This is a genomic window from Pedobacter petrophilus, assembly GCF_009674725.1.
GTDB lineage: Bacteria > Bacteroidota > Bacteroidia > Sphingobacteriales > Sphingobacteriaceae > Pedobacter > Pedobacter petrophilus.
Window position 1 is genome coordinate 15093 of the sequence record NZ_WKKH01000009.1, and the last position, 26075, is coordinate 41167.

The 26075-nt window shown below is 36.9% G+C and carries 33 protein-coding genes; 13 read left to right on the forward strand and 20 right to left on the reverse strand.

Annotated features, from left to right (window positions below):
* Positions 1 to 49: 49 nt before the first annotated feature.
* The 10 genes from yidC to trpS form a co-directional block, all read right to left on the reverse strand.
* Positions 50 to 1846, reverse strand: coding sequence for a membrane protein insertase YidC (gene yidC, locus GJU39_RS07675; RefSeq protein WP_154280204.1), 1797 nt, complete (start codon positions 1844 to 1846; stop codon positions 50 to 52).
* Positions 1847 to 1864: 18 nt separating this feature from the next.
* Positions 1865 to 3481, reverse strand: a complete 1617-nt coding sequence (locus GJU39_RS07680) for a CTP synthase (RefSeq protein ID WP_154280205.1) — start codon at positions 3479 to 3481, stop codon at positions 1865 to 1867.
* Between the two features lie 299 nt (positions 3482 to 3780).
* The gene (locus tag GJU39_RS07685; RefSeq protein WP_209437605.1) at positions 3781 to 4221 is read right to left on the reverse strand and encodes an HAD domain-containing protein; all 441 of its coding nucleotides are present in this window, start codon (positions 4219 to 4221) and stop codon (positions 3781 to 3783) included.
* Positions 4166 to 4480, reverse strand: coding sequence for a hypothetical protein (locus tag GJU39_RS23405; RefSeq protein ID WP_167515663.1), 315 nt, complete (start codon positions 4478 to 4480; stop codon positions 4166 to 4168). Before GJU39_RS23405 ends, GJU39_RS07685 begins: the two co-directional genes overlap by 56 nt.
* Entirely contained in the window at positions 4461 to 4649 is a 189-nt protein-coding gene (locus tag GJU39_RS07690) for a hypothetical protein (protein ID WP_154280207.1), read from the reverse strand. Before GJU39_RS07690 ends, GJU39_RS23405 begins: the two co-directional genes overlap by 20 nt.
* A 161-nt stretch (positions 4650 to 4810) precedes the next feature.
* A complete protein-coding gene (locus GJU39_RS07695) occupies positions 4811 to 5353 on the reverse strand; it encodes a hypothetical protein (protein ID WP_154280208.1) in 543 nt (180 codons plus the stop codon).
* A 68-nt stretch (positions 5354 to 5421) separates the two neighbouring features.
* The gene (gene kdsB / locus GJU39_RS07700) at positions 5422 to 6210 is read right to left on the reverse strand and encodes a 3-deoxy-manno-octulosonate cytidylyltransferase (protein WP_154280209.1); all 789 of its coding nucleotides are present in this window, start codon (positions 6208 to 6210) and stop codon (positions 5422 to 5424) included.
* 60 nt (positions 6211 to 6270) lie between these two features.
* Complete coding sequence (locus tag GJU39_RS23805; protein ID WP_342448187.1) at positions 6271 to 6417, reverse strand: DUF5808 domain-containing protein; 147 nt, start codon at positions 6415 to 6417, stop codon at positions 6271 to 6273.
* A 45-nt stretch (positions 6418 to 6462) separates the two neighbouring features.
* Positions 6463 to 7077, reverse strand: coding sequence for a deoxynucleoside kinase (locus GJU39_RS07705; RefSeq protein ID WP_154280210.1), 615 nt, complete (start codon positions 7075 to 7077; stop codon positions 6463 to 6465).
* A gap of 83 nt (positions 7078 to 7160) precedes the next feature.
* Positions 7161 to 8159 carry a tryptophan--tRNA ligase gene (gene trpS, locus GJU39_RS07710; RefSeq protein ID WP_154280211.1) on the reverse strand — a complete coding sequence of 333 codons (999 nt, stop codon included), beginning with the start codon at positions 8157 to 8159 and terminating at the stop codon, positions 7161 to 7163.
* A gap of 317 nt (positions 8160 to 8476) precedes the next feature.
* On the opposite strand from trpS, the gene GJU39_RS07715 reads away from it, so the two are divergent.
* The 6 genes from GJU39_RS07715 to GJU39_RS07740 all read left to right on the forward strand — a co-directional run bounded on the left by GJU39_RS07715 (position 8477) and on the right by GJU39_RS07740 (position 11745).
* Complete coding sequence (locus GJU39_RS07715; protein ID WP_154280212.1) at positions 8477 to 9205, forward strand: lysophospholipid acyltransferase family protein; 729 nt, start codon at positions 8477 to 8479, stop codon at positions 9203 to 9205.
* Positions 9202 to 9492 carry an Asp-tRNA(Asn)/Glu-tRNA(Gln) amidotransferase subunit GatC gene (gatC, locus tag GJU39_RS07720; protein ID WP_154280213.1) on the forward strand — a complete coding sequence of 97 codons (291 nt, stop codon included), beginning with the start codon at positions 9202 to 9204 and terminating at the stop codon, positions 9490 to 9492. Before GJU39_RS07715 ends, gatC begins: the two co-directional genes overlap by 4 nt.
* A 115-nt stretch (positions 9493 to 9607) precedes the next feature.
* Entirely contained in the window at positions 9608 to 10318 is a 711-nt protein-coding gene (locus tag GJU39_RS07725; RefSeq protein WP_154280214.1) for an ABC transporter ATP-binding protein, read from the forward strand.
* A 120-nt stretch (positions 10319 to 10438) separates the two neighbouring features.
* Positions 10439 to 10987 (forward strand): cob(I)yrinic acid a,c-diamide adenosyltransferase, encoded by a 549-nt coding sequence (locus tag GJU39_RS07730; protein ID WP_154280215.1) that lies wholly within the window; start codon positions 10439 to 10441, stop codon positions 10985 to 10987.
* An 85-nt stretch (positions 10988 to 11072) separates the two neighbouring features.
* Positions 11073 to 11294 (forward strand): DUF2795 domain-containing protein, encoded by a 222-nt coding sequence (locus GJU39_RS07735; protein WP_010603503.1) that lies wholly within the window; start codon positions 11073 to 11075, stop codon positions 11292 to 11294.
* Positions 11295 to 11586: 292 nt separating this feature from the next.
* Entirely contained in the window at positions 11587 to 11745 is a 159-nt protein-coding gene (locus GJU39_RS07740) for a lmo0937 family membrane protein (protein WP_010603502.1), read from the forward strand.
* Positions 11746 to 11842: 97 nt separating this feature from the next.
* Here the strand turns inward: GJU39_RS07740 and GJU39_RS07745 are convergent, their stop codons facing one another.
* Positions 11843 to 12508 (reverse strand): 2-C-methyl-D-erythritol 4-phosphate cytidylyltransferase, encoded by a 666-nt coding sequence (locus GJU39_RS07745; RefSeq protein WP_154280216.1) that lies wholly within the window; start codon positions 12506 to 12508, stop codon positions 11843 to 11845.
* Between the two features lie 82 nt (positions 12509 to 12590).
* Positions 12591 to 13640, reverse strand: coding sequence for a tRNA preQ1(34) S-adenosylmethionine ribosyltransferase-isomerase QueA (gene queA, locus GJU39_RS07750; RefSeq protein WP_154280217.1), 1050 nt, complete (start codon positions 13638 to 13640; stop codon positions 12591 to 12593).
* A gap of 200 nt (positions 13641 to 13840) precedes the next feature.
* On the opposite strand from queA, the gene GJU39_RS07755 reads away from it, so the two are divergent.
* A complete protein-coding gene (locus GJU39_RS07755) occupies positions 13841 to 15085 on the forward strand; it encodes an ABC transporter permease (protein ID WP_154280218.1) in 1245 nt (414 codons plus the stop codon).
* A gap of 163 nt (positions 15086 to 15248) precedes the next feature.
* Here the strand turns inward: GJU39_RS07755 and GJU39_RS07760 are convergent, their stop codons facing one another.
* A complete protein-coding gene (locus GJU39_RS07760) occupies positions 15249 to 16445 on the reverse strand; it encodes a pyridoxal phosphate-dependent aminotransferase (RefSeq protein ID WP_209437606.1) in 1197 nt (398 codons plus the stop codon).
* Between the two features lie 110 nt (positions 16446 to 16555).
* Here GJU39_RS07760 and GJU39_RS07765 point away from each other — a divergent pair, with 110 nt between their 5' ends.
* Together GJU39_RS07765 and GJU39_RS07770 are read left to right on the forward strand one after the other, a co-directional pair.
* Complete coding sequence (locus GJU39_RS07765) at positions 16556 to 17542, forward strand: cation diffusion facilitator family transporter (protein ID WP_342448188.1); 987 nt, start codon at positions 16556 to 16558, stop codon at positions 17540 to 17542.
* Positions 17529 to 17978, forward strand: coding sequence for an NUDIX domain-containing protein (locus tag GJU39_RS07770; protein WP_154280220.1), 450 nt, complete (start codon positions 17529 to 17531; stop codon positions 17976 to 17978). Before GJU39_RS07765 ends, GJU39_RS07770 begins: the two co-directional genes overlap by 14 nt.
* A gap of 102 nt (positions 17979 to 18080) precedes the next feature.
* Here GJU39_RS07770 and GJU39_RS07775 read toward each other — a convergent pair whose 3' ends face one another.
* The 6 genes from GJU39_RS07775 to GJU39_RS07800 form a co-directional block, all read right to left on the reverse strand.
* On the reverse strand, positions 18081 to 18497 hold the full coding sequence (locus GJU39_RS07775) for a VOC family protein (protein ID WP_154280221.1): 417 nt from the start codon (positions 18495 to 18497) through the stop codon (positions 18081 to 18083).
* 78 nt (positions 18498 to 18575) lie between these two features.
* Entirely contained in the window at positions 18576 to 18926 is a 351-nt protein-coding gene (locus tag GJU39_RS07780) for an MmcQ/YjbR family DNA-binding protein (RefSeq protein ID WP_154280222.1), read from the reverse strand.
* Between the two features lie 168 nt (positions 18927 to 19094).
* The gene (locus GJU39_RS07785) at positions 19095 to 20468 is read right to left on the reverse strand and encodes an exonuclease domain-containing protein (RefSeq protein WP_154280223.1); all 1374 of its coding nucleotides are present in this window, start codon (positions 20466 to 20468) and stop codon (positions 19095 to 19097) included.
* A 128-nt stretch (positions 20469 to 20596) separates the two neighbouring features.
* On the reverse strand, positions 20597 to 21226 hold the full coding sequence (locus GJU39_RS07790) for a hypothetical protein (RefSeq protein ID WP_154280224.1): 630 nt from the start codon (positions 21224 to 21226) through the stop codon (positions 20597 to 20599).
* Between the two features lie 3 nt (positions 21227 to 21229).
* Positions 21230 to 21592, reverse strand: a complete 363-nt coding sequence (locus GJU39_RS07795) for a response regulator (RefSeq protein WP_167515665.1) — start codon at positions 21590 to 21592, stop codon at positions 21230 to 21232.
* Positions 21593 to 21685: 93 nt separating this feature from the next.
* Positions 21686 to 22420 carry a LytR/AlgR family response regulator transcription factor gene (locus GJU39_RS07800; RefSeq protein WP_154280226.1) on the reverse strand — a complete coding sequence of 245 codons (735 nt, stop codon included), beginning with the start codon at positions 22418 to 22420 and terminating at the stop codon, positions 21686 to 21688.
* 326 nt (positions 22421 to 22746) lie between these two features.
* On the opposite strand from GJU39_RS07800, the gene GJU39_RS07805 reads away from it, so the two are divergent.
* From GJU39_RS07805 to idi, 4 genes are all read left to right on the forward strand, one after another.
* Positions 22747 to 23013 carry a hypothetical protein gene (locus GJU39_RS07805; RefSeq protein WP_154280227.1) on the forward strand — a complete coding sequence of 89 codons (267 nt, stop codon included), beginning with the start codon at positions 22747 to 22749 and terminating at the stop codon, positions 23011 to 23013.
* A 256-nt stretch (positions 23014 to 23269) separates the two neighbouring features.
* Entirely contained in the window at positions 23270 to 24163 is an 894-nt protein-coding gene (locus GJU39_RS07810) for a MerR family transcriptional regulator (RefSeq protein ID WP_154280228.1), read from the forward strand.
* Complete coding sequence (locus GJU39_RS07815) at positions 24160 to 24996, forward strand: phytoene/squalene synthase family protein (RefSeq protein WP_154280229.1); 837 nt, start codon at positions 24160 to 24162, stop codon at positions 24994 to 24996. Before GJU39_RS07810 ends, GJU39_RS07815 begins: the two co-directional genes overlap by 4 nt.
* Positions 24997 to 25001: 5 nt before the next feature.
* Positions 25002 to 25514, forward strand: a complete 513-nt coding sequence (gene idi, locus GJU39_RS07820; RefSeq protein WP_154280230.1) for an isopentenyl-diphosphate Delta-isomerase — start codon at positions 25002 to 25004, stop codon at positions 25512 to 25514.
* Positions 25515 to 25855: 341 nt separating this feature from the next.
* On the opposite strand, the gene GJU39_RS07825 is transcribed toward idi, so the two are convergent.
* Positions 25856 to 26059 (reverse strand): KTSC domain-containing protein, encoded by a 204-nt coding sequence (locus GJU39_RS07825; protein ID WP_154280231.1) that lies wholly within the window; start codon positions 26057 to 26059, stop codon positions 25856 to 25858.
* Between the last annotated feature and the right edge of the window lie 16 nt (positions 26060 to 26075).

Here is a 26075-nt window from a genome sequence, read left to right on the forward strand (position 1 = left end):
ATTGTTTTTGCAATCAAGGCTTCCGGTAAAAATATTATAGTGCTAAATTCTATTTTTTAGCTTGTTGTTGCTGACGCATATAATCATCCAAACGTTGTTGGAATTTTGATTTTTTCTTTTTCTCGTCTGCAGGTCTGGCTTTATTTTGTTGAATCAAAGCATGAATCTTATCATCATCAACCATTTTACGAATTAAGATCTGCTGACCAAAAGTCATTAAGTTGGCTAAGAAGTAGTAGTAATTTAAACCGGCAGGGTAGCTATTTAAAACCCCTAAAAAGATTACCGGCATTACATAACCAATGTATTTCATTTGGCCGGTTGCACCTGACGTCTGGTTATTGAAGTAAGTCATGATTAAGGTAGAGATGGTCATCAATACACACATCAAACTTAAGTGATCGCCAATGAAAGGTACTTTGAAACCGAATTTTATAAATTCATCATAAGTTGATAAATCTTTCATCCAAAGAAAACTCTCTCCACGCAATTCAAACAAATTCGGGAAAAAGAAGAAGAACGCCATTACCAAGGGTAATTGTAAAACCATCGGTAAACAGCCACCCAGTGGATTAACACCGGCTTTTTTATAAAGTTTTAAGTATTCCTGCTGAACAAGTGTTGCATTTTCTTCACCAACTTTAGCTTTAATTTCATCCATTTCTGGCTTTAAAACCCTCATTTTAGCCATCGATAAATATGACTTGTAGGTAAGGGGTGATAAAGCAACTTTTAACAAGATGGTTAAGACCAAAATGATTAAACCGAAGTTCCAGCCGAAGTTATTAAGGAAATTAAATACAGGCAAGACAATGAAACGGTTGATGTATTTTAATGGCCAGTAGCCCAGATCTACCTGCTTTTCTAAATCATAACCCTGTGCCTTTAAAGCAGAGAACTTATTTGTTCCAAAGTAAAATTCCATTTCATAAGCCTGATTTGCAGTATGTGCGTATGGCAATTGCATATTGGCATCATAGAACTTAACTAAACCAGGTTCGGTCGGGATTTTTACTTCTAAGCTTCCTTTTTCAAATGGTTGTTTAGCGATTAAAGAAGCAGAGAAAAAGTGTTGTTTGAATGAGAACCACTGGATTTTACCTTTAGCAAGGTCTTCCTTTTCATCTTTAGATACACTTAAATGGTCAACGTCACCCTCCACATACTTATAATAAGGTGCTGAATAACGGTGCTCACTTTCAATTGATTTTTCTTGCTGTAATAGCGTAGTCTGCCAGTTTAAACCAACTGAGTTACCAGCAATTACCTGTTGCAAACCAACCAGATTAATTTTAAAATCTACCTTATTGCTTAATCCTTTTAAATCATACACGTACTCCACATAAGCATTCGAACCATAGTTAGCACGCATGCTCACCGTATTCCCTGTTTTATTTGGCGTAAAGTACAAATCGTTGGTGTTAATCGTTTTGCCGGCAGCATTAAGGTTTAACCCAAATTTATTCTGGTCGCCAGTAAATAAAATAAGTGGCTTTCCTGCGTAAGTTTTTTGATTTTTAATTTGAACCGATGAAATTCTACCACCTTTATTACTCAGGGTGATTAATAGATTTTCGTTTTCTAAAACAGTATTCGATTGTGTTCCGGCCAAAGCAGTACCAAAAGGGCCCTTTAAAGCAAGCGAATCTACCACTGGGTTAACAACAGTTGCAGCTTTTGCAGTGGTATCTTTTACAGCAGGAACCACTCCGGCTTTTTTCAAAGAATCTAAACGCTCAGTTTCTTTGGTTTTTTTAATTTCAGCCTCAGTAGGCCGTAAAAAGTAAAATGATCCTGCCAAAATGATCATAATCAGGAATAATCCTGTGAAGGTATTTCTATCCATTAGTCTATTGTACTGCTTTTAATTCGTTTTCTTTTTAGCAAACTCCATCGCAGCAGCGACAAATTTAACAAAAAGTGGGTGAGGATTAGCAACTGTTGATTTTAATTCAGGGTGAAATTGTCCGCCGATGAAAAAAGGATGGTTTTTTAACTCCACAATTTCAACCAGATTAGTCTGCGGATTGATTCCGGAAGCAATCATACCGGCTTCTTCATATTGCTTTAAATAATCATTATTAAATTCAAAACGGTGACGGTGACGCTCATTGATATGCGCCTTTCCATAGATAGCAAAAGCTTTTGTTCCTTTTTTGATATCACATGGATAAGATCCCAAACGCATTGTACCACCCATGTTTACAATACTCTTTTGTTCTTCCATCATATTAATTACCGGATGATCTGCCTCAGCGTCAATTTCAGTGGTGTGTGCACCTTTTAAACCTAAAACGTTACGTCCGTATTCTATTACTGCACATTGCATTCCCAGGCAAATTCCGAAGAAAGGAATGTTATTTTCACGAACGTATTTGATGGTATCAATTTTTCCTTCAATACCACGACTTCCAAAACCTGGCGCAACTAATACACCTTGTAAATGACCAAGTTTTTCGTGTACGTTATCAGAGAAAATACCTTCTGAGTGAATATATTCTACCCGAACTTTACATTCATTTTTTGAACCTGCGTGAACGAAAGACTCAATAATTGACTTGTATGCATCAGGTAACTCTACATATTTACCCACTAAACCAATTTTTACTTCGGCAGTCGGATTTTTTAAACGACCAAGAAAGTCTTTCCAGCTTTCCATATCCGGATCGTTTTTGGTTGGTAATTTTAATTTTGCTAAAACTGTTTTGTCTAATTGTTCCTTTAACATTAATAATGGCACATCATAGATAGTAGATGCATCCATCGATTCGACTACCGCATTGATGTTTACGTTACAAAACAGGGCAATTTTTTTTCTTAAATCCTGACCAAGATGGTGTTCGGTTCTGCAAACCAGGATATCCGGCTGAATACCATATTCCAATAAAGCTTTAACAGAGTGTTGTGTTGGTTTTGTTTTTAATTCGCCGGCAGCGGCCAAGTAGGGTACAAGTGTTAAGTGAATTACAATTGCATTTGAACTTCCTTCTTCCCACTTAAACTGACGAACAGCTTCTATAAAAGGAAGAGATTCAATATCACCAACAGTTCCGCCAAGTTCAGTAATTATAATATCGTAGTCACCGCTATCGCCTAAGATGCGCATGTTGCGCTTAATTTCATCGGTAATATGGGGAACAACTTGTACGGTTTTACCCAAATATTCGCCTTTACGCTCTTTACTGATTACGTTTTGATAGATACGGCCAGTGGTGATGTTATTAGCCTGAGATGTTGGAACGTTTAAGAAACGTTCATAGTGACCAAGATCCAAATCGGTTTCGGCACCATCTTCGGTTACAAAGCATTCGCCATGTTCGTAGGGATTAAGCGTTCCGGGATCGATATTAATGTAAGGATCGAATTTTTGAATGGTTACACGGTAGCCACGTGCCTGTAAAAGTTTAGCCAAAGATGCGGAAATGATGCCCTTACCCAAAGAGGAAGTAACACCCCCCGTAACAAAAATATACTTAGTCATGTTTGTGGTTTTTTACAGCAGATATATAAAAATTGCTGCTTTTTGTACGGGATACAAAGGTACGAAAATTACTTGTTTCTAATATTTAAAAATAAAGATAAATGAAATATGATAAAGTAATGTGATTAAGTAAATTAGGAGATATTTTGATTGCCTTTTAATCTTTTGGATTTCAGAACCAGATGATTTTAGATACTAATCACAACATTTTTTGCTAATTTACTTCTAATATCAAGTTCGGACAGCCCTTATACCTATTGATATTTAGAGTCGCAGAATATTAACAGAATAAATTATTATTATGCGAATTCGTGGTTTTCTTTTTGGATTAATGCCAGCATTTCATCCGCTAAATCATTAGTGAAACCAACCGATGCACTAGTTTGAATTAATCTGGCTTTTAAAAAAGCGGGGAGTGCATTAAGTGATTTATCATCATCTAAAATAATGAAATTATCTTGAATTGTTTTTGAATTGAACCAGTTCAAAATTTCATAGTTTCTATCCAGATTCCCTATGTTATCAGGAAGACGGCTAATTTTATTTAAATTGATATTCCTGGTTTTGAAGATATTAATCCATTCATTTAAATTATATTTAAACTTATGAGATGTAGTAAGTACAATTTCTATTTCAGTGTTGGCAAGCACCTTATTTAGTGCCTTTATTGCTTTAGAATTGAACTCAATAAAGCCATCCGCTAAAATCTCCGGACTTCTCCATGAGTTTGCAGGCGTCATTACCCCATCTATATCTAACAACAAAAGCATACACAAATTTATGTTTTAATTTTGTTATTTCAATTATTTTATCGATAGTGATGTTATTGAATTTTGCATCTTGTTGATTTAAGATGATAATTTTATTTTCTGTATCCCATTCTTCTTCAACAAATTCTACATTTTTCCATTCATATTCCAGCGTGGCCCTTGTTTTGAAAGAAGGAACGCTCCCTAGCGCTATTTCTGCCAAAATTGAACTAATAGCGATGATGACCATCTATAATTAAATTATCACATACCTTAATATCATCAAATTTAATATTATTGATCATTTTTTTATAAATCCTATTAATGATTGGTATTGATAATTTAGCATGCGAAGAAAGTAAAACGGCTTTTCCTTCATTCAAAATATTCCAGATAATTTTATTCGTAATTCGTTCCATAGTAATTATATTATAGCTACTTTGGAATGTGATTAATAGGAAAGAAGGATCTTTTTCTAGCAGTTGTTGTATTACCGAACACGGGTAATGTCGTTTAAACCCTAGAAAATGTTAAAAGGCTTTTTTTGTAGAAAGATGGTAGTTAATTTACCATTTTAAAACTAACAACAATTATAATAAATTTTAACTTTTTGTTCTTTCTCGCTCCATGCAATATACATGTTGTTTTCTTTACCCAAGCGATATTTGAAACCATTTAACCGTGATTTTTTAAGTTCCTCATAAAAAGCCTTATCCGGCACATAATCATCAGGCTTATCGGAACGCATAACTGCTGGTTCCAGAAAATTATCTTCGGAGAAAAAGTTCCCGGCAATGGTTTTGAGAAATGTAATCTGATCTTTTTCTTTTGAAAGATCAACATTTGGATCAGTACTCCCCAGTAAATCAGTGCCTTTGATCTTCACATTATAGATTTCTTTACCGTCGGATTTCCTGATGTTGAAAGTCAGCACCATATCTTCCGGCTTTCTTCCGGTCAGTTCAATTTTGAAAGTATCCTGAGCATTTAAATCAGAGAACGATTTGGTAACAAGCTGATTAACGTTTTTGAATTCTGCCTGCGCATTATCTTTTTTATCGTTTGACTGACAACCAATAAGTAAAATGAAGCAGGTGAGGGCTGGAAGCGAAAATTTTCTCATGTTCGAATTTACGAATTTTATTTTTTTCTAAAACCAGATTAAGATATTACCAGAATTAAGCTACCGGGTTAATCCAGTTTTAAAGCTTCTAACAGCTTATTTAACTTTAATAAATCCTCTGGTGTATCTATCGCAACCGTTTCTAAATCAGTTACTTTTGTCTGGATGTAGAAGCCGTTTTCGATCCATCGAAGTTGCTCCAGACTTTCTGCAATTTCTAAAGATGATTGTGGTAGTTTAGTAATGGCTTTTAAGGATTCTTTGCGATAGCCATAAATGCCAATGTGCTTATAGAACTGATGCTTTTCTGCCCAAACGCCGGGCTCTCCACCTCTGATAAAGGGAATAGGACTTCTGCTGAAATACATCGCTCTACCGTTTACATCGATTACCACTTTCGGACTATTTGGGTTGTAGATACTTTCCTGACTTTGAATAGGTTTAATTAACGTAGCTAGCTCCACTTTTTCTTCAGCAAAGCAGCTTGCCAGTAAATCAATCTGTGCAGGTTCAATAAAAGGTTCATCACCTTGAATATTAATTACAATATCGAATTCCGGTAACTGTTCAATTACTTCTGCGCACCTGTCTGTACCACTTTGATGATGTGGTGCCGTAAACACAAACTCACCTCCAAATTTTTCAACTTCATCGGCAATTCGTTGATCATCTGTAGCGATTACAACTTTAGTTAAACTTTTTGATTTTAAAGCTTGCTCGTAAACCCGTTGAATCATACTTTTACCAGCAATATCTACCAGTGGTTTCCCCGGGAAACGGGTAGACGCGTATCTTGCCGGAATAATTCCTATGATTTTTAAATCTGTTGTTGGAGATACTGAATTAATATCCTTCATGTGTTAGGCCTGGTAGATTTTGTAAAAAACGAAAGTAAATATTATTGCTATAATGAAATATTAAGCCGTATGTGCAAGATTTAAGGTCCAGCCCAGAAACCTGATCCTTTTAGGTAAGAAGACTCTTTTATCTTTAAGGTTGAAATAAAATAACCCTAGCTTCCAGTGCAACGGATCACGATCGTCAACTTTTGTTTGCATAAACATTTTAACTATTTTACCTGGCGCACATCAACATTCCCAACACTTGTGTTAAAACAAGCCGTTTATTTCAGCTTCTATAGATTGAATAACAGCACCCAGGTCTTCAGGGTTATTGGTAAAATCCAGTTTATCCTTATCTAAAATAAGCAATTTGCCTAAATCATAATCCTTAATCCATGCTTCATATTTTTCGTTTAGCTTGGATAAATAATCGATTCTGATTCCCGCTTCATACTCCCGGCCCCGACGTTGAATATTATTAACCAAAGTTGGCACTGATGCGCGTAAATACACCAATAAATCCGGTGGTTTAATGAATGAAGTGATGTTGTCGAAAATGGCACGGTAGTTATCGTGGTCACGTGTAGTCATCAGCGCCATATCATGCAGGTTTTCCGCAAAAATATGCGCATCCTCATAAATGGTTCTATCCTGAATTACATTCCTTTTATTTACCTCAATATCAGTAATTTGCTGAAAGCGGCTATTTAAGAAATAAATCTGAAGATTGAAGCTCCAGCGTTTCATGTCGCTGTAGAAATCTTCCAGATAAGGATTGTTGTCTACGGTTTCGTACAAAGCTTCCCACCCGTAATTCTTCGCTAGTAAACCTGTTAAAGTTGTTTTTCCTGCGCCAATATTTCCTACAATTGCTATGTGCATTCTTTTTAGATATGAGATGTGAGATATTGGATATGAGCTTAAGCAATTGCCCTTAATCCAATATTTCCAATCTATTTAATTAATTAAAAACTCTTAAACCCGATTAATTTACGAACTTCTCTAATGGTTTGTTGGGCACTTTCGCGTGCCTTTAAAGCGCCATGTTTAGCCACCTGTCTTAAGTAAAGATCATCCTTCGAAATCTCTTCGATACGCTCTCTGATGGGCGAATTGAAAACAATCATGTCTTCTGCAAGCTGTTTTTTCATATCGCCGTAACGGATTTGCATTTTATTGTATAAGCCATCAAAATGTTCAACGGTATCAGCAGTAGAAACGATCTTCATTAAATCGAATAAATTCTGAATAGCTTCCGGCTTTTCCTGGTTTTCTTCCGTCGGGCCACTATCACTTACCGCCCGGGAAACTTTTTTACGGATAATCTCCGGACTATCTGATAAATAAATACAGTTTCCGTCGCCATCTGATTTGCTCATTTTGCCTTTTCCTTCCAATCCCGGCACCTTAACAAGGTTCTCAGCATAGTTAAAAGCAAAAGATTCAGGAAAAAAATCAGCGTTATACATTCTATTGAAACGGTTCCCAAAGTTGCGGGTCATTTCTAAATGCTGTTCCTGATCTTTCCCTACAGGAACTTTTGTAGCCCTGTGGATTAAAATATCAGCAGCCATTAAAGTCGGGTAGGTTAACAAACCTGCGTTAACGTTATCAGGGTTCGATCTTATTTTTTCTTTGAAGGATGCACTGCGTTCAAGTTCACCCAGGTAGGCATTCATGTTAAGATATAAGTAGAGTTCAGAAACTTCAGGCACGTCACTTTGTACGTAAATTGTCGTCTCCTCCGGATTAATGCCGCAGGCCAGGTATTCTACCAAAACATGGCGCACATAGCCGTGTAAATCTCCGGGAGTTGGATGTGTGGTTAAAGAATGAAGGTCTGCAATAAAAAAGTAGCAGTTATAATCATACTGCATCTTCACAAAATTGGTCACTGCACCAAAATAATTCCCTAAATGTAGCTTTCCCGTTGGCCGAATGCCACTCACCACTGTTTCTTTCATAATGGCACGAAATTAAAAATAAAAAACAAGCAATGTATAAGATCGTGTTAATTTTATATCAATAGATTCACTTTATGGGGAACACCTGACGAATCTGCAAAAACCATTGTAAATCTGCATGCGGACGAATACAGAAACCAGAAAAACAATCGCTCATTAAATCAGGCAATTGCCTTGTTCAACGGCTAAAATAGTCGTTTCCATCTTCGTTTTCCAAATTGGCAGTTAAAGAGTTTAAAGGATTCATGCACCTAATTTTAAAAAATAGTTTACATCAGAAGCGAATTTGTCGTGCTAATTTATATTTTTGATCACATATGATTAAACTCTTAAGGCAGTTCCACAGGTTTTGGTATCTTTTCTGGATCATCTTTTTTTTCGCCTTGTTTTATCCGCTCTACTATATTACTTCCAGAAGTGAAAAATATTATGGCATACTCAATGTATGCCGGAAGTTGAATAGCTTCTTATGCAGTTGCTTTTCGGGCGTGTTTTTTTCTTTCAAATATGAAGAGCAGCTGGATCATAAGCAGACTTATATTTATTGCGCCAATCATAGTTCTAATCTGGATATTATGATTATGTGCATCATGGCACATGGGAAATTTCATTTTATGGGAAAGGATGAATTATTAAACCATCCGGTGCTGGGAATTTTCTTTAAAACGATAGATATTTCGGTAAACCGGGATAGTAAGATTTCAGCTTTCAGGGCCTTTAAAAAAGCCGGTGAAAATTTAGAGAAGGGGATGAGCCTCATTATTTTTCCCGAAGGGAAAATAGACGTTCACTATCCACCAAAATTAGGAGAATTTAAGAATGGTCCTTTCCGGTTGGCTATAGATAAAAATATCTCACTGGTTCCGGTAAGTATAACCAATGTTTGGAAAATCAACTGGGATGATGGTTCTCAATACGGAAGTAAGCCCGGAATTTGCGATATTTACGTCCACAAACCCATTAATACCGCTGTTTTGGCCATTGATGATGCTGATGTTTTAAAAGAGCAGGTTTTTAAATTAATAGATAGTAAATTAATAAAATGAATTTAGACGCAAAAACAATATACAAAATAGCTGATTTGGCCAGAATCCACATCGATGAAAAGGAAGTGGATACATTGATTCCAGAGATGAATAAAATTTTATCTTTTATGGAAAAGTTGAATGAACTTGACACATCTGATGTAAAGCCATTGGTTTATATGAATGAAGCCACAAATGTTTGGCGTGAGGATGTTGTTAAGCAAGAAATTTCTACTGAAGACGGCTTAAAAAATGCAGCGAAGCACAATGATCAATTTTTTATGGTACCTAAAATCATCGAAAAATAACTTCATAATAATAACTTTGAAAATGTGCCGAATGGAGATGAGCCAGTTTCTCGCAGGCATTTTTTTAAAGACTTGTAACATCTCACCCGCTAAGCCTGTCTAAACAAGAAAAACCATGGAGCAACCACTCATTACCATAAAAGAAATCGGGCGTAAATATGTCATCGGATCTGAAGTTATCCATGCCCTGAAGTCGGTTTCTTTGGATATTAATAAAGGAGAATTTGTTGCTTTGATGGGCCCTTCCGGTTCTGGAAAATCGACATTAATGAATATATTAGGCTGTTTAGATACCCCTTCTAGTGGTACTTACATCTTAAACGGAACCAACGTTAGCCATATGACAGATGATGCATTGGCCGAGGTTCGTAACCAGGAAATAGGTTTTGTTTTTCAAACGTTCAACTTACTTCCAAGATCTACAGCATTGGATAATGTGGCCTTACCGCTCATTTATGCCGGTACAAGTAAAAAAGACAGGCAGGCCAGGGCGGCTAAAGCGTTAGAAAATGTGAACCTGGGTAACCGGATGGATCACAAACCAAATGAGTTATCTGGTGGACAGCGCCAAAGAGTAGCTGTAGCGAGAGCGTTAATTAACGATCCATCCATCATTCTTGCCGATGAACCCACTGGTAACCTTGACACCAAAACATCAATTGAAATTATGGGTTTACTGGAAGAAATTCACAGTAAAGGAAATACCATCATTCTGGTTACACATGAGGAAGATATTGCACAGCATGCCCACAGAATTGTACGGATGCGCGATGGACTAATCGAAAACGATTACCTCAATACAGACATTAAAAATGTTTCTCCGTGATTGCAGGCACTTCAAGACAGTGGCAGCGATTTTGAGAAAATTAACTAAGGCGTATGGTATAAGGTTTAAGGCGTAAGGTTTTACCCTAAACCTTATACCTTCAACCTTTAACCTTTCTAAATGAAGATCTATACTAAAACAGGCGACAAAGGTCAAACCTCCTTAATTGGTGGCACCCGTGTTCCAAAGTTCCATTTGCGGATTGATACCTACGGCACGGTAGACGAATTGAACTCGTACATTGGGTTAATTATGTGTCAGGAGATCAATGAGCAATACCAGCAGTTGTTAAAAGAAATTCAGGATCGTTTATTTACTATCGGCGCATCACTGGCTGCTGATCCGGAAAAATCAATAATGAAGATCCCTGATTTGAAGGATTCGGACATTACATTATTAGAAAATGAGATTGACAGCATGAATGAATTGCTGCCTCCACTGAAACATTTTGTTCTACCTGGCGGCAATACAGTGGTTTCCTACTGCCATATTGCTAGGTGTGTTTGCCGGAGAGCGGAGCGTTTGACTGTAGAACTGGCAGAAAATAGCTTTGTAGAGGAGCGGGTTACCGTATATTTAAATCGTTTAAGCGACTATCTATTCGTTTTGGCACGAAAACTGAATATGGATTTTGCGGCGGAAGAAAACATTTGGATCCCCCGTGTTTAAAAGTTGAAAAATAAGTTTGTTTTGCTCAAAAATTTTAATATACTTTGCGCATTATTAAGAACAAGCATTTAATTGAATTGAAGATATGTATTGGACATTAGAATTAGCATCGCACTTGGAAGACGCACCTTGGCCTGCAACTAAAGATGAATTAATTGATTACGGTATCCGCTCTGGTGCTCCTGTTGAGGTTATCGAGAATTTACAGGCATTAGAAGATGATGGCGAACCTTATGAAACCATTGAAGAAATCTGGCCTGATTATCCAACTAAAGAAGATTTCTTCTTTAATGAGGATGAATACTAAGGATTAAAGAAATATTAACCGCTCAGCCAAAAAGTTGAGCGGTTTTTTTGTGCCATGGCTTATGGGCTTCTGCAAGATGGCTAAGAAGCTAACGCTACTTAGTTTGGTTGCCCTACACTGTCCCTTTAAATGATTGTTCCTTTTATGGATCATAATACTTGATTCCTGAAAGCCCCCATTCCCTTGAAGAATAAATGATTAAGTGAGTATAGAAAAAAAATATTTACATTTTCTAAACAAAACTATTTTGTTCGTGTTAATACATCAACATTCAATTAAAAAAATTAACACTATGGGAAATTTATTGTATTTAGTAGCAGTGGTATTGGTTATATTATGGGTAATCGGATTTTTATTCCACGGATTTGGAGATGTAGGTAACATCATCCACGTTTTATTAGTAATCGCAGTAATTGCAATCTTGCTAAAAGTTATTGGCAGAGCAACCTAAGATATATTTAGGAATATTCGCCCTATTGAGATAAAGTTTATCGGGCAGGCGAATTAGAAAAGGTGTTTCATTTTTGTGAAACACCTTTTCTTTTGAATTAACTTCTTAATAAAAGTTCTGCTAATTCTAAATCTATTGGGTAGGTGATCTTAATATTGTTTCGCTCACCTTCTAGAATATTGATTTCTTCATTCAGCGCTTCAACAACGCTGGCATCGTCTGTAAAATGGCTGGCGAAATCCTGCTGATAAGCTGCCTTCAATATCTTCAGGCTAAAAGTCTGAGGAGTTTGTACTAGGTAGATTTCATCGCGCCTTAAAGCCGACGATTTTTCATTTCTAAGCATTCGGACACTATCACTGGACTGAACAGCTGCGATCACATTTCCAAATGCTTCAGCGCGTTTAAAACAGTTGTCGATCAGTTCTTTTGAAACCAAAGGCCGAACGGCATCATGAATGGCAACAAAACTATCATCATTGATACAATCGACAGCATTTTTAACTGAATAAAAACGCTCTGTTCCGCCATCAATTACCTCATGTGGAATGCGGAAGTTAAATTCATCACAAAGCCTTCTCCAGTATCCCTGTTGATCTTTATTTAAAACCAGTAAAATTTTAGGTTGTGTATCGCTTTGCGCAAAAGCCTTGATGGTGTGCATCAGAACCGGCAGGTTCTTCAATATCAGGAATTGTTTTGGGGTTTCTGTCTGCATCCGATTGCCAGAACCGCCTGCTACAATAATAGCGTAATATTTCATCAAAAAGTATCAAGTATTGAGTATCAAGTAGCAAGTAAAAGAACTCAGCCTTAATACTTGATACTTAATACTTGAGTCTGTTCTAGATAATCAGCATGGCATCGCCGTAGCTATAAAATTTATATTTTTCTTTTACGGCTACCTCGTAAGCATTCATTACATTTTCATATCCGCCAAATGCACTAACCATCATCAATAAGGTAGATTCTGGCGTATGGAAGTTAGTTATCATCGAATTTGCAATGTTAAATTCGTAAGGAGGGAAAATGAATTTACTGGTCCAGTCATTAGCGGCTTTTAATGTTCTGTTTGCAGAAACAGCAGACTCGATCGCACGCATTGAAGTTGTACCAACCGCGCAGATTTTTCTTTTCTCTTCTAAAGCTTTGTTTACGATATTAGCATCTTTAGACTCAATAATGAATTGTTCAGAATCCATTTTGTGCTTGGTTAAGTCTTCTACTTCTACCGTTCTGAAAGTACCCAAACCTACGTGCAAGGTTACTTCTGCAAACTCAATGCCTTTTAGCTCAAGACGTTTCATTAACTCACGGCTAAAGTGTAAACCTGCCGTTGGAGCCGCTACAGCACCTTCATGTTTCGCGAAAATGGTTTGATAACGTTCTTTATCTTCAGCAGTTGCTTTACGTTTAATGTATTTAGGAAGCGGTGTTTCACCTAAAATTTCAACGTTTCTTCTAAACTCTTCGTCTGTACCTTCAAATAAGAAACGAATGGTACGTCCGCGGGATGTAGTGTTATCTACAACTTCAGCAACCAATAAATCGTCATCGCCAAAATAAAGTTTATTACCAACACGGATTTTACGTGCAGGATCTACTAAAACATCCCATAAACGCAATTCTTTGTTTAATTCACGAAGTAAAAAAACCTCGATGGTAGCACCGGTTTTTTCTTTATTTCCATATAAACGGGCAGGAAAAACCTTAGTATTATTTAATATCATAACGTCCTTGTCATCGAAATAACCTAAAACGTCTTTGAAAATTTTATGCTCAATTTTACCACTGTCTTTATGTAAGACCATTAAGCGAGCTTCATCGCGTTGTTCCGCCGGATTGTTGGCAATTAATGATTCTGGTAAGTTGAATTTGAATTGTGATAATTTCATTCTTGATGAATTTTTTGAGGTGCAAAAATACGAATTTAATTTTTCTTTTCCTTATTTTATCAAACGCATTTAACGTATATTATGTTTTGTAATCAAGAATTTAAGTTAAAAACAGTTTAAAACCGTTTTTAAGCAAAATTTAATTAGTTTTGATAGGGGTAGTGTAACCTTTTCAACCGCTTTGCATCTAACCATTAATTATGATCGTTTTTAGGCTAATAGGCGAAAGCTTCCGTTTTGCGTTTGATGCATTGCGTCAGAATAAGTTACGAACAATGTTATCTCTTCTGGCGATAACGATTGGTATTTTTACCATTATAACCGTTTTCTCTGCAGTAGATACCTTTCGTGGTAAACTTCAATCCAGTGTAGATAAGTTAGGCTCAAATACCATCTTCATTCAAAAATGGCCATGGAGTTTCGGTGATAATTACCCTTGGTGGAAATACATGAACCGTCCGCAACCCTCATTGCGTGATTTTGAAATATTAAGAGCGCGAATGGAAAATGCACAGGGCATTACTTTTGAGATTTCTACAGGCGATAGAACCATCAAATACAGAAGTAGTTCTGTGGAAGGAATAACGGTTACAGCCGCTTCTCAGGATTTCGATAAAACGTGGAACTTCGAATTGCAATCCGGCCGGTATTTTACCGAATCAGAAAGCAGTAACGGCGCCCCGGTTTTATTAATGGGTGCAGATATTTCTGAAGGCTTATTCGGATCTGAAGATCCGGTTGGAAAACAGGTGCAGATTTTAGGCAGAAGATTAACTGTTATCGGCGTGTTTAAAAAAGAAGGGGAGGATATGTTTGGCAGTACGCTGGATAAAAACGTAAACGTACCGGTAAATTTTGCCAAAGGAATTTTAGACATTCAAAACGAGCGCTACGGCCCACAAATAACGGTTCGCGGTAACGACAATGTATCATTAGAAGAGATTGAAAGTGAATTACAGGGATTGATGCGGTCGATTCATAGAATCAGACCTGGCCAGGAAGATGATTTTGCTTTGAACAAAACTACCATCATTTCCAATCAGCTGGATTCGATGTTTACCATGGTTAATATTGCCGGATGGATCATCGGCGGATTTTCAATTCTTGTTGGTGGATTCAGTATTGCAAATATTATGTTTGTTTCCGTAAAGGAAAGAACCAACATCATTGGGATTCAGAAATCTTTAGGTGCAAAGAACTATTTTATCTTGCTGCAATTCATTTTCGAATCGATATCTCTTTGCATATTGGGTGGCTTACTCGGGTTAATATTGGTTTACCTGATGGCGCTGGCCATTGGTGCCGCTACAGGGTTTAGCATCATCCTGGGCTTAAATAATATTATTTTAGGAATTGGAATTTCTATTATTATCGGTACCATTTCTGGCTTCTGGCCAGCTTATTCAGCTTCAAGATTAGATCCGGTTGAGGCGATTAGAAGTTAGCAGTTTTCAGTTACCGGTTTTCAGTTAACAGTTTTTAGCCGATAGTTTCAGTTAACAGTTGGTATTCCTCAAATCAACTGTGCTTTAAACACAAAACCCCGTTAAAATAATTTAACGAGGTTTTGTATTTATGTTTGCTGGCGACGAGTGAGTAGTGTATTGATTAAGCTAACTTGCCCAGCGCTTCTTTAATTCTTTTCATAGCCTCTACCAAACTTTCATCTGATGCGGCGTAAGATAAGCGGATATAATTATTGTTACCGAATGAATCGCCGCCAACGGTTGCCACATGACCTACGTTCAACAGGTAAAGTGCTAAATCTGAAGAATCTTTGATCACGTTTCCGTCAGCATCTTTCTTTCCAAAAAATGAACTGATTTCCGGGAAGAAATAAAATGCACCATCAGGTAAGTTTGTTTTTACACCAGGAATTTCATTCAATAAATTATAAACCAATTCTCTTCTGCGTGAGAAAGCTTCTTTCATTTTCAATACGCTTTCCAAACCTTGCTCGTAAGCTACAATTCCGGCTCTCTGTGCAATGGAGCAAGTACCAGATGTGGTTTGACCTTGTAATTTATCATTTGCTGCTGCAATCTCTTTGTTTGCAGCAATATAACCTAGTCTCCATCCGGTCATGGCAAATGCCTTTGAGAAACCATTAACAACAATTACACGGTCTTTAATGCTATCGAACTGGGCAATTGATTCATGACTGTCAACAAAGTTGATATGTTCATAAATTTCGTCAGACAAAATATAAATATTGGGATGTTTCTCGAATACCTCCGCTAATGCAGCCAACTCATCTTTGCTATAAACAGATCCGGTTGGATTACATGGTGAAGAAAACATAAACAATTTAGATTTGGGTGTAATAGCCGCTTCTAATTGTGCTGGTGTAATCTTGAAATTGCTTTCCAGGTCGGTGTTGATAAAAACTGATTTACCTTCTGCAAGTGTAACCATTTCCGAATACGAAACCCAGTATGGGGTTGGTATAATTACCTCATCATCAGGATCAATAAGGGTTAATATTACGTTAGATAGCGATTGTTTAGCACCTGTTGAAACTACAATCTGAGAAATATCATAATCCAGGTTATTTTCTTCCTTCAGCTTTTTAACGATTGCCTGGCGTAAATCCGGATATCCCGGAACAGGCGAGTAGCGGGTGTAGTTCGCATCTAATGCGTCTTTCGCAGCATTTTTTACGTGATCAGGCGTATTAAAATCGGGTTCGCCAACACTTAGACTGATGATGTTTATGCCCTTGGAAGCTAATTCGCGACCAAGTTTAGTCATTTTAAGGGTTGCAGATTCTGATAGACTGTTGATTCTTTTCGATAAGGTGCTCATGGTTAATTACTTTGAACGCAAATATATAAACCAAATATTATTCTGCACTAAAAATCACATTTTTTTATCATTTAATTTATTTGATAAGCGTATTTTTGTCAAAAAAAGCGGTGTCGATAAAGAAGAAGGCTATTATATTGTCGTTAGTCGTTAGTATTGTTTTAATGCTGGCCAAATTTACGGCTTATTTTATTACAGGCTCAAACGCCATTCTCACTGATGCTGCAGAAAGTATTGTAAATGTAATTGCCGGGAGTTTCGCATTTTACAGTATCTATCTTAGTACGCAACCGCGAGATGAAAATCACCCTTACGGGCATGGAAAGGTAGAATTCTTTTCGGTTTTTGTTGAAGGAATCTTAATATTTATCGCCGGTATCATCATCATCTTCAAATCTTCATATAACCTGATTTATCCGCACGCGGTTGGTCAACTATTGCAGGGAACACTCATTATTGGCATTACAGGGCTCATTAATATGTTTGTGGGATTATACCTGATCAAGGTTGGAAAAGATGAACACTCCGTTACGCTTCAGGCAGACGGTCGGCATTTACTTACAGACACTTATACCAGTGGAGGAGTAGTGCTTGGATTGATTTTGATACAATTAACGAATATTATTTGGCTGGATAGTTTACTGTCTGTTTTAGTCGGATTTTACATCATTTACGCTGGTTATAAACTGGTTCGTGGCTCGGTAGGTGGTTTGATGGATGAAAGTGACTTTACCCTTTTAGAAGAAGTTGTAGAAGTGCTACAGAATAACAGACATAACCCCTGGATTGACGTTCATAACCTGCGTACGCAGCAATATGGTCCGGAGTTTCATGTGGATTGCCATGTTACCTTACCCTACTACTTTGATTTGAACCAGGTTCACCGGGAAATCTCTCAAATAGATGAACTGATTAATAAAAATGGATTCCGGAAAGCGGAATTATTTATTCACGCCGACCCATGTTTGCCGGCTTGTTGCCACTATTGCCACATGAGCGAGTGTAAAGTTAGGGCAGAGGCCTTCAAGCAAGAAATCACCTGGACCCCCGAGATTGTAATTAAAAATAAAAAACATTTCGAAAATGAGCTACTTTAATGTAAGGGTATATGGCTTACTCATTAACCAAAATAATGAAGTTTTAGTAAGCGATGAGGAAGAATATGGGATTCAGTTCAGTAAATTTCCCGGGGGCGGACTTGAATTTGGTGAAGGCCTGTTAGATGGTCTTAAGCGAGAGTTTGTAGAAGAATGCAATGCTGAGATGGAGATAATCAGTCATTTTTATACAACGGATTTCTTTGAAAAATCATCATTTAATGATAGCCAGGTAATTAGCATCTATTATCTGGTAAAAGAAAAAGCACCGTTAGACTTGGTGTTTAAAACCAAAATATTTAATTTCGATTCTGAGGGAGAGATTTTACAGGCATTTCGTTGGGTGAAAATTCAGGATTTAGCAATAGACGAGATTACCTTTAAAACGGATAAGGTTGTTGCGCAGCTATTAAAAGATCAGTTTGCAAAACCTTAGTAATTTTTTGATTTAGAGTAACTTAATTAAAGCAACTCGCCTAAAAACAGAATGTAATTAATTTAGCGAATTGGTTTTGCCTAAACCAACTCGCCAAATCTACTAACCTAAAGGCATCTTGTTGGTATCCATGTAGAGTACGCTCCAACGCTGACCATCTAAATCGATAAAACCGCAGCCATACATCCAGCCATCTTTATAGCCAGGTTCTCCATAAATGGTTCCGCCAGCCTCAACTACATTTTTAGCAATTTCATCAACTTCTTCAGGACTTGCAGCGTCTAATGAAAATAAAACTTCTGATCCTGATAATTGCTCTGGAAGATCTACTCCGGCAAAACCCTCATAAACAGATTTTTCAAAGAGCATCATTACTAATTTATCTTCTCCAATTAAGAAAGAAGCAGAATCTTCACGAATGCCATAACTGGTATTAAGTGTAAATCCGATTTTGGTAAAGAACGCTTTTGATTTGATAATGTCTTTAACCGGTAGGTTGATCCAGATTGATCTAGTCATGATATTTTTTTAATAATAGAAATTTAATTTCAGCATTTACAAATCTTCAGAGGCTACTTCTTTGGATGTAGAAAAACGTTACTTCTTACTTGCTTTCTTTGAGTACTTTTTTACCAGTTCTTCTGGCGCTACCGTGCAATAAGATTTAGTTAACGCATCCTGTAAAGTTTCAGGTTCTATAAAACTTAATTCGAAAATTGTCCAACCTTGTTTTCCCCAACCCGCCTGAGCAGGATAAATAGCTGAAGGGTCTAAATCCGAAAATTTATGCTGGTCTTTAGGGCTTAACCTGAAAACAGCTTTTAAATTTGAATTATCAATGGTGATGAAAATTTTATCGTCTACTTTAAATGAATTTTTGTTTGCATTAGGTGCTTCAACTACATTTTCAAATGATAGCGCAAGATCTCTGAAAGAATCTGGAGTCATAATATATAAGTTTAAAATTTATTCTTTTAATGGAATGAATACTTGGAAATAATTCAACAAACTTACATCAATTTTGATTTTTTCCGGCAATTAAAAAACATCAATTTGTTAGATAAAGTGTCTCGAGTCTTTTAAAAGAAGTTTGATATCAGCAATAAGCCACAAGCGTTATAATTTATATAACTTTTGAGGAAACTGTTCTGCGTGATTCAGGATCAGGTTTAAAATGTAACTATTCGATTGATAAACTGCCAGATCATTTTTAATGGGAGCGAGGCCATCGGATAAGAAGTTTTTATCTGTAAAATAGCCCATCCCATAAAACTTCCCTTTCTCAATCAATAGGCAGCTTAATTCATCTTGTTCTCTCCCTTCATCCACCAAAGCAAAGCTTGGCTGCAGGTTTTGAATATCATCGAGCGCAGCATTTAGTTTCTTATTATATACGGCAACTGTTTCTATACTGCTGCAAGGACCGAAGCATTGTCCGTTTTCATGCGCTTTGCATTTCGACGCCGTTTTCTGCAGGTAGCATAAGCGATCACAAAGCTGGTATTTTTCAATCAGGAGGTTTAAAAAGTTATATCCTTCCAGCAGGTTATTAAAACTTTGAATCGCTTTGCTATTGGGTTTATGCTTATCAATTCCCAGGCGCAAATAGCCGTTCTGATCTTCGAAAACACATAAGTCGTACTTGTGTTCATATCGCTTCATTGCCCTGTTGTTCTCCGGCCAGAGGCGTTTAATTTCATTTGCCTCTAATATAAGTGCCATCAGTTCTGTACCGCAAAGCACATAATCAATGTGGTGGATATTTTTAAGAAAATCCTGACGTTGCTTATTGGGTTTACTGCCTGAAAAATGACTGGCAACACGCTTTTTTAAATCTTTCGCTTTGCCAACATATACAATTTTGCCCTTGGCATCCTTAAAATAATAAACGCCGGGCTGGTTTGGGAGTCGTACAAACGATTCTTTGTTCAAATTTGGCGGTAAAACCTGTTCTTTTGATGTCTTTTTCAGCATTTCAGCAATAACACCTTCCAGGTCATTATCCAAAAGCATATTAAATAAAATGCTCGTTGCGTCGGCATCTCCAACCGCACGGTGACGATTGTGAATTGGAATACTTAAGCTGCTGCAAAGTTTTCCCAAACTATAAGAGGGCTTGCCAGGAATTAACTTTCGGCTTAACCTCACCGTACATAACCGCGTGCACTGCAAATCAAAACCAGATTTAGCCAGGTGATGTTTAAGAAATGAATAATCGAAATTGACATTATGTGCAACGAAAACTTTATCCTGCAATAGTTGATAAATCTGCAAAGCAACATCATCAAAGGTAGGTGCATCAGCTAACATATTATCATCAATACCAGTTAATGCGGTAATGTAATCTGGAATAGAAATACCAGGATTAATAAGCGTACTGAACGATTCTACTACCTGATTACCATCATGAATATTGATGGCAACTTCAGTAATACCATTTGCTGACGCATGGCCACCAGTGGTTTCAATATCTACAACTGCGTATAACATTAGGTTTAATTGAAATACAAATTTATACTAAAATTGTTAGCAATGCAATGTTTTCGATCTTTTCTTTGGCACAAAAAAAGCGGGTGCACCGTTGGTACACCCGCTTTTATATTATAATAGGTAAGCTGTTAAAGCTTGCTTAGCAGTTTGCTCAAATTTGGTTTAATCCCAATAGAAATAGGAACGGTATTAAAAGTTCGGTCCTGGATCTTCTTAAAACCATACATATAACTTGCCTCTATAAATAGATTCGCACCACCAAGGTTATATTCTATACCTCCGCCACCTTCTGCTATTCCTAAAGCATTGGATTTGTTATCCATATTTACCTGCATAGTCGCTGCATTTACTCCAGCTTGTGGCGTAAGAATAAAACCACCTCCGGCGCCTGCAAAACCGTAAAATGCCCATTTATTTACAATCTTTCGGTAACCTAAGGCCACGTTAAGCAAATACGTTGTAGATCTGCCTTTCTGTATGGTGTAGGCGAAACCCGGATCAGGTGTGATCTGATTAAAAGTGAAGGCATGTAAACTCACTTTCGGATACAGGAACAATCCACCGTCTCCTAAACCAAGGTTAACCCCCAGGGTGGTGGAAAATTTCGGTTTAAAATAATCTGATGTTTCGCCCATAGGGAACGAGAAACCAACACCACTCATGCTGTAAAGCTTATCTGGGCGACTGGTTTGGGCGCGGGCGTTAATAGATATTGCAGCGCAAAGCAATATCAACGGAGTTAAGAATCTTAGTTTCATATGTTAGTTATTGGTAAGTGCATTCACTTTTTGCAACATATCAGTCATGTTAAATGGTTTTTCCAGATAATCATCGGGGTGATATTGTTGGGAGGCAATGTAATTTTCATTATAACGTGCAGATGCCATAATTACGGGAATGTTCCGGGTTTCCTCGTTCAGTCTTAGCTCTTTAAAAACAGCACGCCCATCCATGCCGTTCAGCATAATATCCAGAATAATCAGGTCAGGATGGTAATCTTTAATTGTCTTAAATATATATCTTGGCGAGAGTAAGGGGTAAACATCATATTGTTCTGCCTCTAATGCAAGCTGAAATACTTCCAAGATATCAGGATCATCATCTACAACTAAAATTCTTTTCACAACGGACAATCAATTAATAACTAAGTGGACTATCCTAATACAAAGTATTAGTTAGAATGTTTCACTGAATAGAGAAAATTACATATGCAATGGTTAATCCTTCAAACGATTGTTTTCTACGAACTGCTCGAACCGTTCTTTATGATCGGCAGCAACCTCGTATAATCTTTCGCCGGATAATAAAATTTGATCATCCAATACACTTATAATATGGCTTTTGGCAATGGTGATATGTTCGCTAATTTCTATAAAAGCCAGATTCCTTTTTAACAAGGTAATCATTTTAGCAAAGTTGATCCGGGGAGCGGAGAAAGAGTGATGGAGGGTTATGAAGTTAATTTCATTCTCTAAATGCTCGATTGAGACTAAATCGTTGAGGTCAATTCGCATTAAATCTTCGCCATTTTCAGGCGAAGGCAGATAGAAAAACTGATCTTCAAAAACCGGGAAAATGGTATGTGCTGTTGAGCCTGCCGGATAAAGGCTGTTAATCGCTTTTGCAAAATGTAAAATTGAATAAGGCTTTAGCAGATAAGCATCTGCCTCTACTTTAAAAGCATCAAGCGCATACCTGGGATGTGCGGTGGTAAAAATAAGGTGTTCTGCTTTTTGTCTGAGCAAGCCAGCCAGCGCTATGCCGGAAAGAGATGGCATTTCAATATCAATAAAAATAATGTCTACAGGTTCAGCGACGGATATTTCACTGAGTGCTAAAAGCGGCTCTGTAAAGGTTTGCCTGAGCTCCAGTTCTGGAAATTTGTCTATGTAAGAGATTAAATTTTCAAGCGAATGAAAATCATCATCAATCGCGATGCAACTTATTGCCATTTTTTGAGGTTTAGATTATTGCAAATTACGATTTAGCAGAGTTAATAGAAAAAAAATTCGTTAGTAATAACAATGATCTCTTAAAGGGTAAACAGAGGCTTATGTTGGTTTAATGAACGCGTAATTGAAGCTTAAATTATGGTTAAATATATTGTTTCCATCAAGGTGGCTGTTCACGCGGTGTTCATTTTCAAAGTAACTATTATATAGAACTGGTAAATGTTTTTAAAAATGAATAAAATTATTAGATTTAATTACTTGTAATACAGTATATTAGATTTTGCTTAAACTACATCAATCCCTGTGAAAACCTAAGCCATAAGCTCATGAAAAATAAAATCAGTAGATTAAATGTCTCTATTACCAATAAAGTGATAGAACTTCAGGAGCGTGGATATGACTGCGACTTTTTACTTCTTAACAACGGAAACTTGCTTTGCATGCAGACAAACACAAAACATCTGCTAAGCAGTGTTTCTATTAACATGATGGAACATGGATTTGATTTCTTCAGCCAGAGTTACAAAAACGTACACACTATCGAAACCGGAAACGGCGAAAGGGGAGTGCTGCTTACGGAAACAGTGCTTTAAACGATAACTTAGGTTTAGATATTATACCGGAAGACTAAATAAACAGGGCAATTTTACCACTAATGCAGATAGGATAAATTGCGTTTGCCACAAACTATCAAAACTATTACAATTGCTAAGTTTACGCCTGAAATTGGCCTCTTCATATTGATAGCGGGCAACATGGGAAGTAGTATTCCTAGCAGGTGTGAACAAACGGTCCAAAACTTTTGAATATATTTTCTGTTTAGATTTTATTGGATATATTTAAACAAAAATGAGTTATACCATTTCAGATCTGGAGAGAATTTCGGGGATACAATCTCACACCATCAGGATTTGGGAGCATCGGTATAAGGCATTGGTTCCACATCGGTCGCAGGGTAACACCCGGGTTTATGATGATGGGCATTTAAAAAAACTGCTCAATATTGTTAGCCTGAATGAATCAGGTTACAAAATTTCTAAAATCTGCAGTTTATCTGATCAGGCAGTTGAAGAATTATTAGCCGAACAACAAAGTAATCTATCAGATGATAAGTTAACCGAATTTTATCTTTCGAGATTGATTAAGCATGGCTTATCTTATCATGAAAGTGAATTTAACTCCATTATTGAAGAAGGCTTTCAGAAGTTAGGTGTGGCGCAGGTTTACCGCCGCGTGATTTATCCTTTACTGGTTCGCCTGGGGATCATGTGGCGAAAAAATCATATTTGTCCTGCTCATGAACATTTTATGGCAAATATAATCCGTAAAAAGCTGTGCGCTGCAACCAACGATCTTGTATCACCTGATGGAGATAGCCCCACATGGCTGCTATTTTTGCCAGAAGACGAAGATCATGAAATTGGCTTGCTGTTCGCAGATTATATCCTTCGCTTAAACAATCAGAAAGTAATCTATTTAGGCAGTAAAGTTCCAGTCGAGTCAATTAAAAATGTATTGTCCACGCTCAAGGTAAATCACCTTTTGACTTTTTTAGTGGGCGCAAGGCTTACGAATTCTGCACAAAAATATATTGCTGAATTATCTGCCTTATGCATGTCGGCTCAAATTCACCTGGCTGGAAATCAGCAGGTGATCACCAAACTTAAACACATCGGCCACATCAATTGCTTAAAATCTCTTGATGATTTTGAATTTACCATCCAACATCCCAACCATATATGAAAGAAATATTTGATCAGCTATCAGAAGATTTCAGCAAACTCACCACTAAGCGTTACAGCACCAGCTTTTCGTTAGGTATATATTTCTTAGGAAAGGAATTGCGGAAGCCTATTTATTCCATTTACGGGTTCGTTCGCTTTGCAGATGAAATTGTAGACAGTTTTCACGATTATGACAAAAAATATTTACTAAAGAAATTCAAGGAAGATACTTTCGAAGCGATCGCGCTTGGGATTAGTTTGAATCCCATTTTAAATGCATTTCAGAAAGTAGTTAATCAATATCAAATTGATCATGAATTGATTTCGCTCTTCTTAAACAGCATGGAAATGGATTTACTGGAAACCACCTATACGCCGGAATTATATGGTGAATATATTTTAGGTTCTGCTGAAGTGGTAGGACTGATGTGTTTGAAAGTTTTTACCAGTGGTGATGAATCAGAATACCAGCGTTTAAAACCTTATGCCATGAAGTTGGGTTCCGCATTTCAAAAAATCAATTTCCTAAGAGATGTAAAGGCAGATTATCAGAGCCTCAACCGCTGCTATTTTCCTAATGTGAACCTTAATAAATTCTGTGATTTGGATAAACGTGCGATCGAAAAGGAAATTGAGGATGAATTTACAGAAGCTTTGATTGGAATTAAGATGTTGCCAATCAGTTCAAGAAATGGGGTATATCTATCTTATGTGTATTATAAAAAGCTTTTTTGTAAAATTAAAGGTTTGAGCGCAGAGAAAATCATGACCGAAAGAATTCGAATTTCAAATCACCTGAAAATTGGGTTAATGTTCGATTCGATGATCAGACATAAGTTGAACGTGATTTAGGCTGGATGGAAGAACGGGTAATTCTTGTAGATATAAATGATTCGCCAATAGGAGAAATGGGAAAACTGGAGGCACACCAGAAAGGCGAACTGCACCGTGCATTCTCTATCTTTATTTTTAATTCTAAAGGTGAACTGCTGCTTCAGCAACGGGCTTTAGATAAATATCATTCCGGCGGATTGTGGACCAATACCTGCTGCAGTCACCAGCGGCCGGGAGAAGACAATCTCGATGCCGCCAATCGGCGTCTGATGGAGGAGATGGGAATGAAGGTCAATCTAACCGGGGTGTTTAATTTTACCTATAGAGCCGAGTTTGAAAACGGCCTGATTGAGCATGAATTTGATTATGTTTTCTTTGGGAAATCAGATCTTTTGCCAGTCATCAATAAGGAGGAAGTGGAACACTATAAATATATAAGTATGGATTTGCTTGAGAAAGAACTTTTACATCACCAGAACCATTATACCCCGTGGTTAAAGATCTGTTTAGATAGGGTAATTGAGCAGTTAAAATAGCTGGTAAAACAAAAAACGGGCATACAGCCTAAGCCATATACCCGTATCTAAATTAACGCTCTCGGAAGCAAATATAGGGTTAGTTGACCGATATTTCCAAATTGCTTAACATTTTTTTTACTTTAAGATTATATTGAAAACTGTTAGATTAAGCTGTTATTGTCTTAATGTATTATATGTTAAGCAGTTATGTCTAAACTTAATTTCTGATTTCTTTGAGTGCTGCGAAAATATTTTATGCTATTGTTAAAATAAAACTAAGATTTTATCCTTTATTGATTCAAAAATTGTCATTAAATTATAAGCTGCTCTGCTTCCTGAAAAGATCGGCACGCATTACATTAGCAATCTTCAAGTTTTTGAAATTTAAACTTTTCTTTAATATGGTAGTTGAAATATCTGCCTTTAGATGTAGCCGCTTTGAATAATTTAAAAGTTCGTTCGGGAACATTTGTATATTGGTAAACCAATCCTGTTACAAACGTAATCGTTAACAATTTTGATTCCGGCTGATAGCTAAAATATTTGATGACGGACGAAGGCATATTTTATAATCAAGAT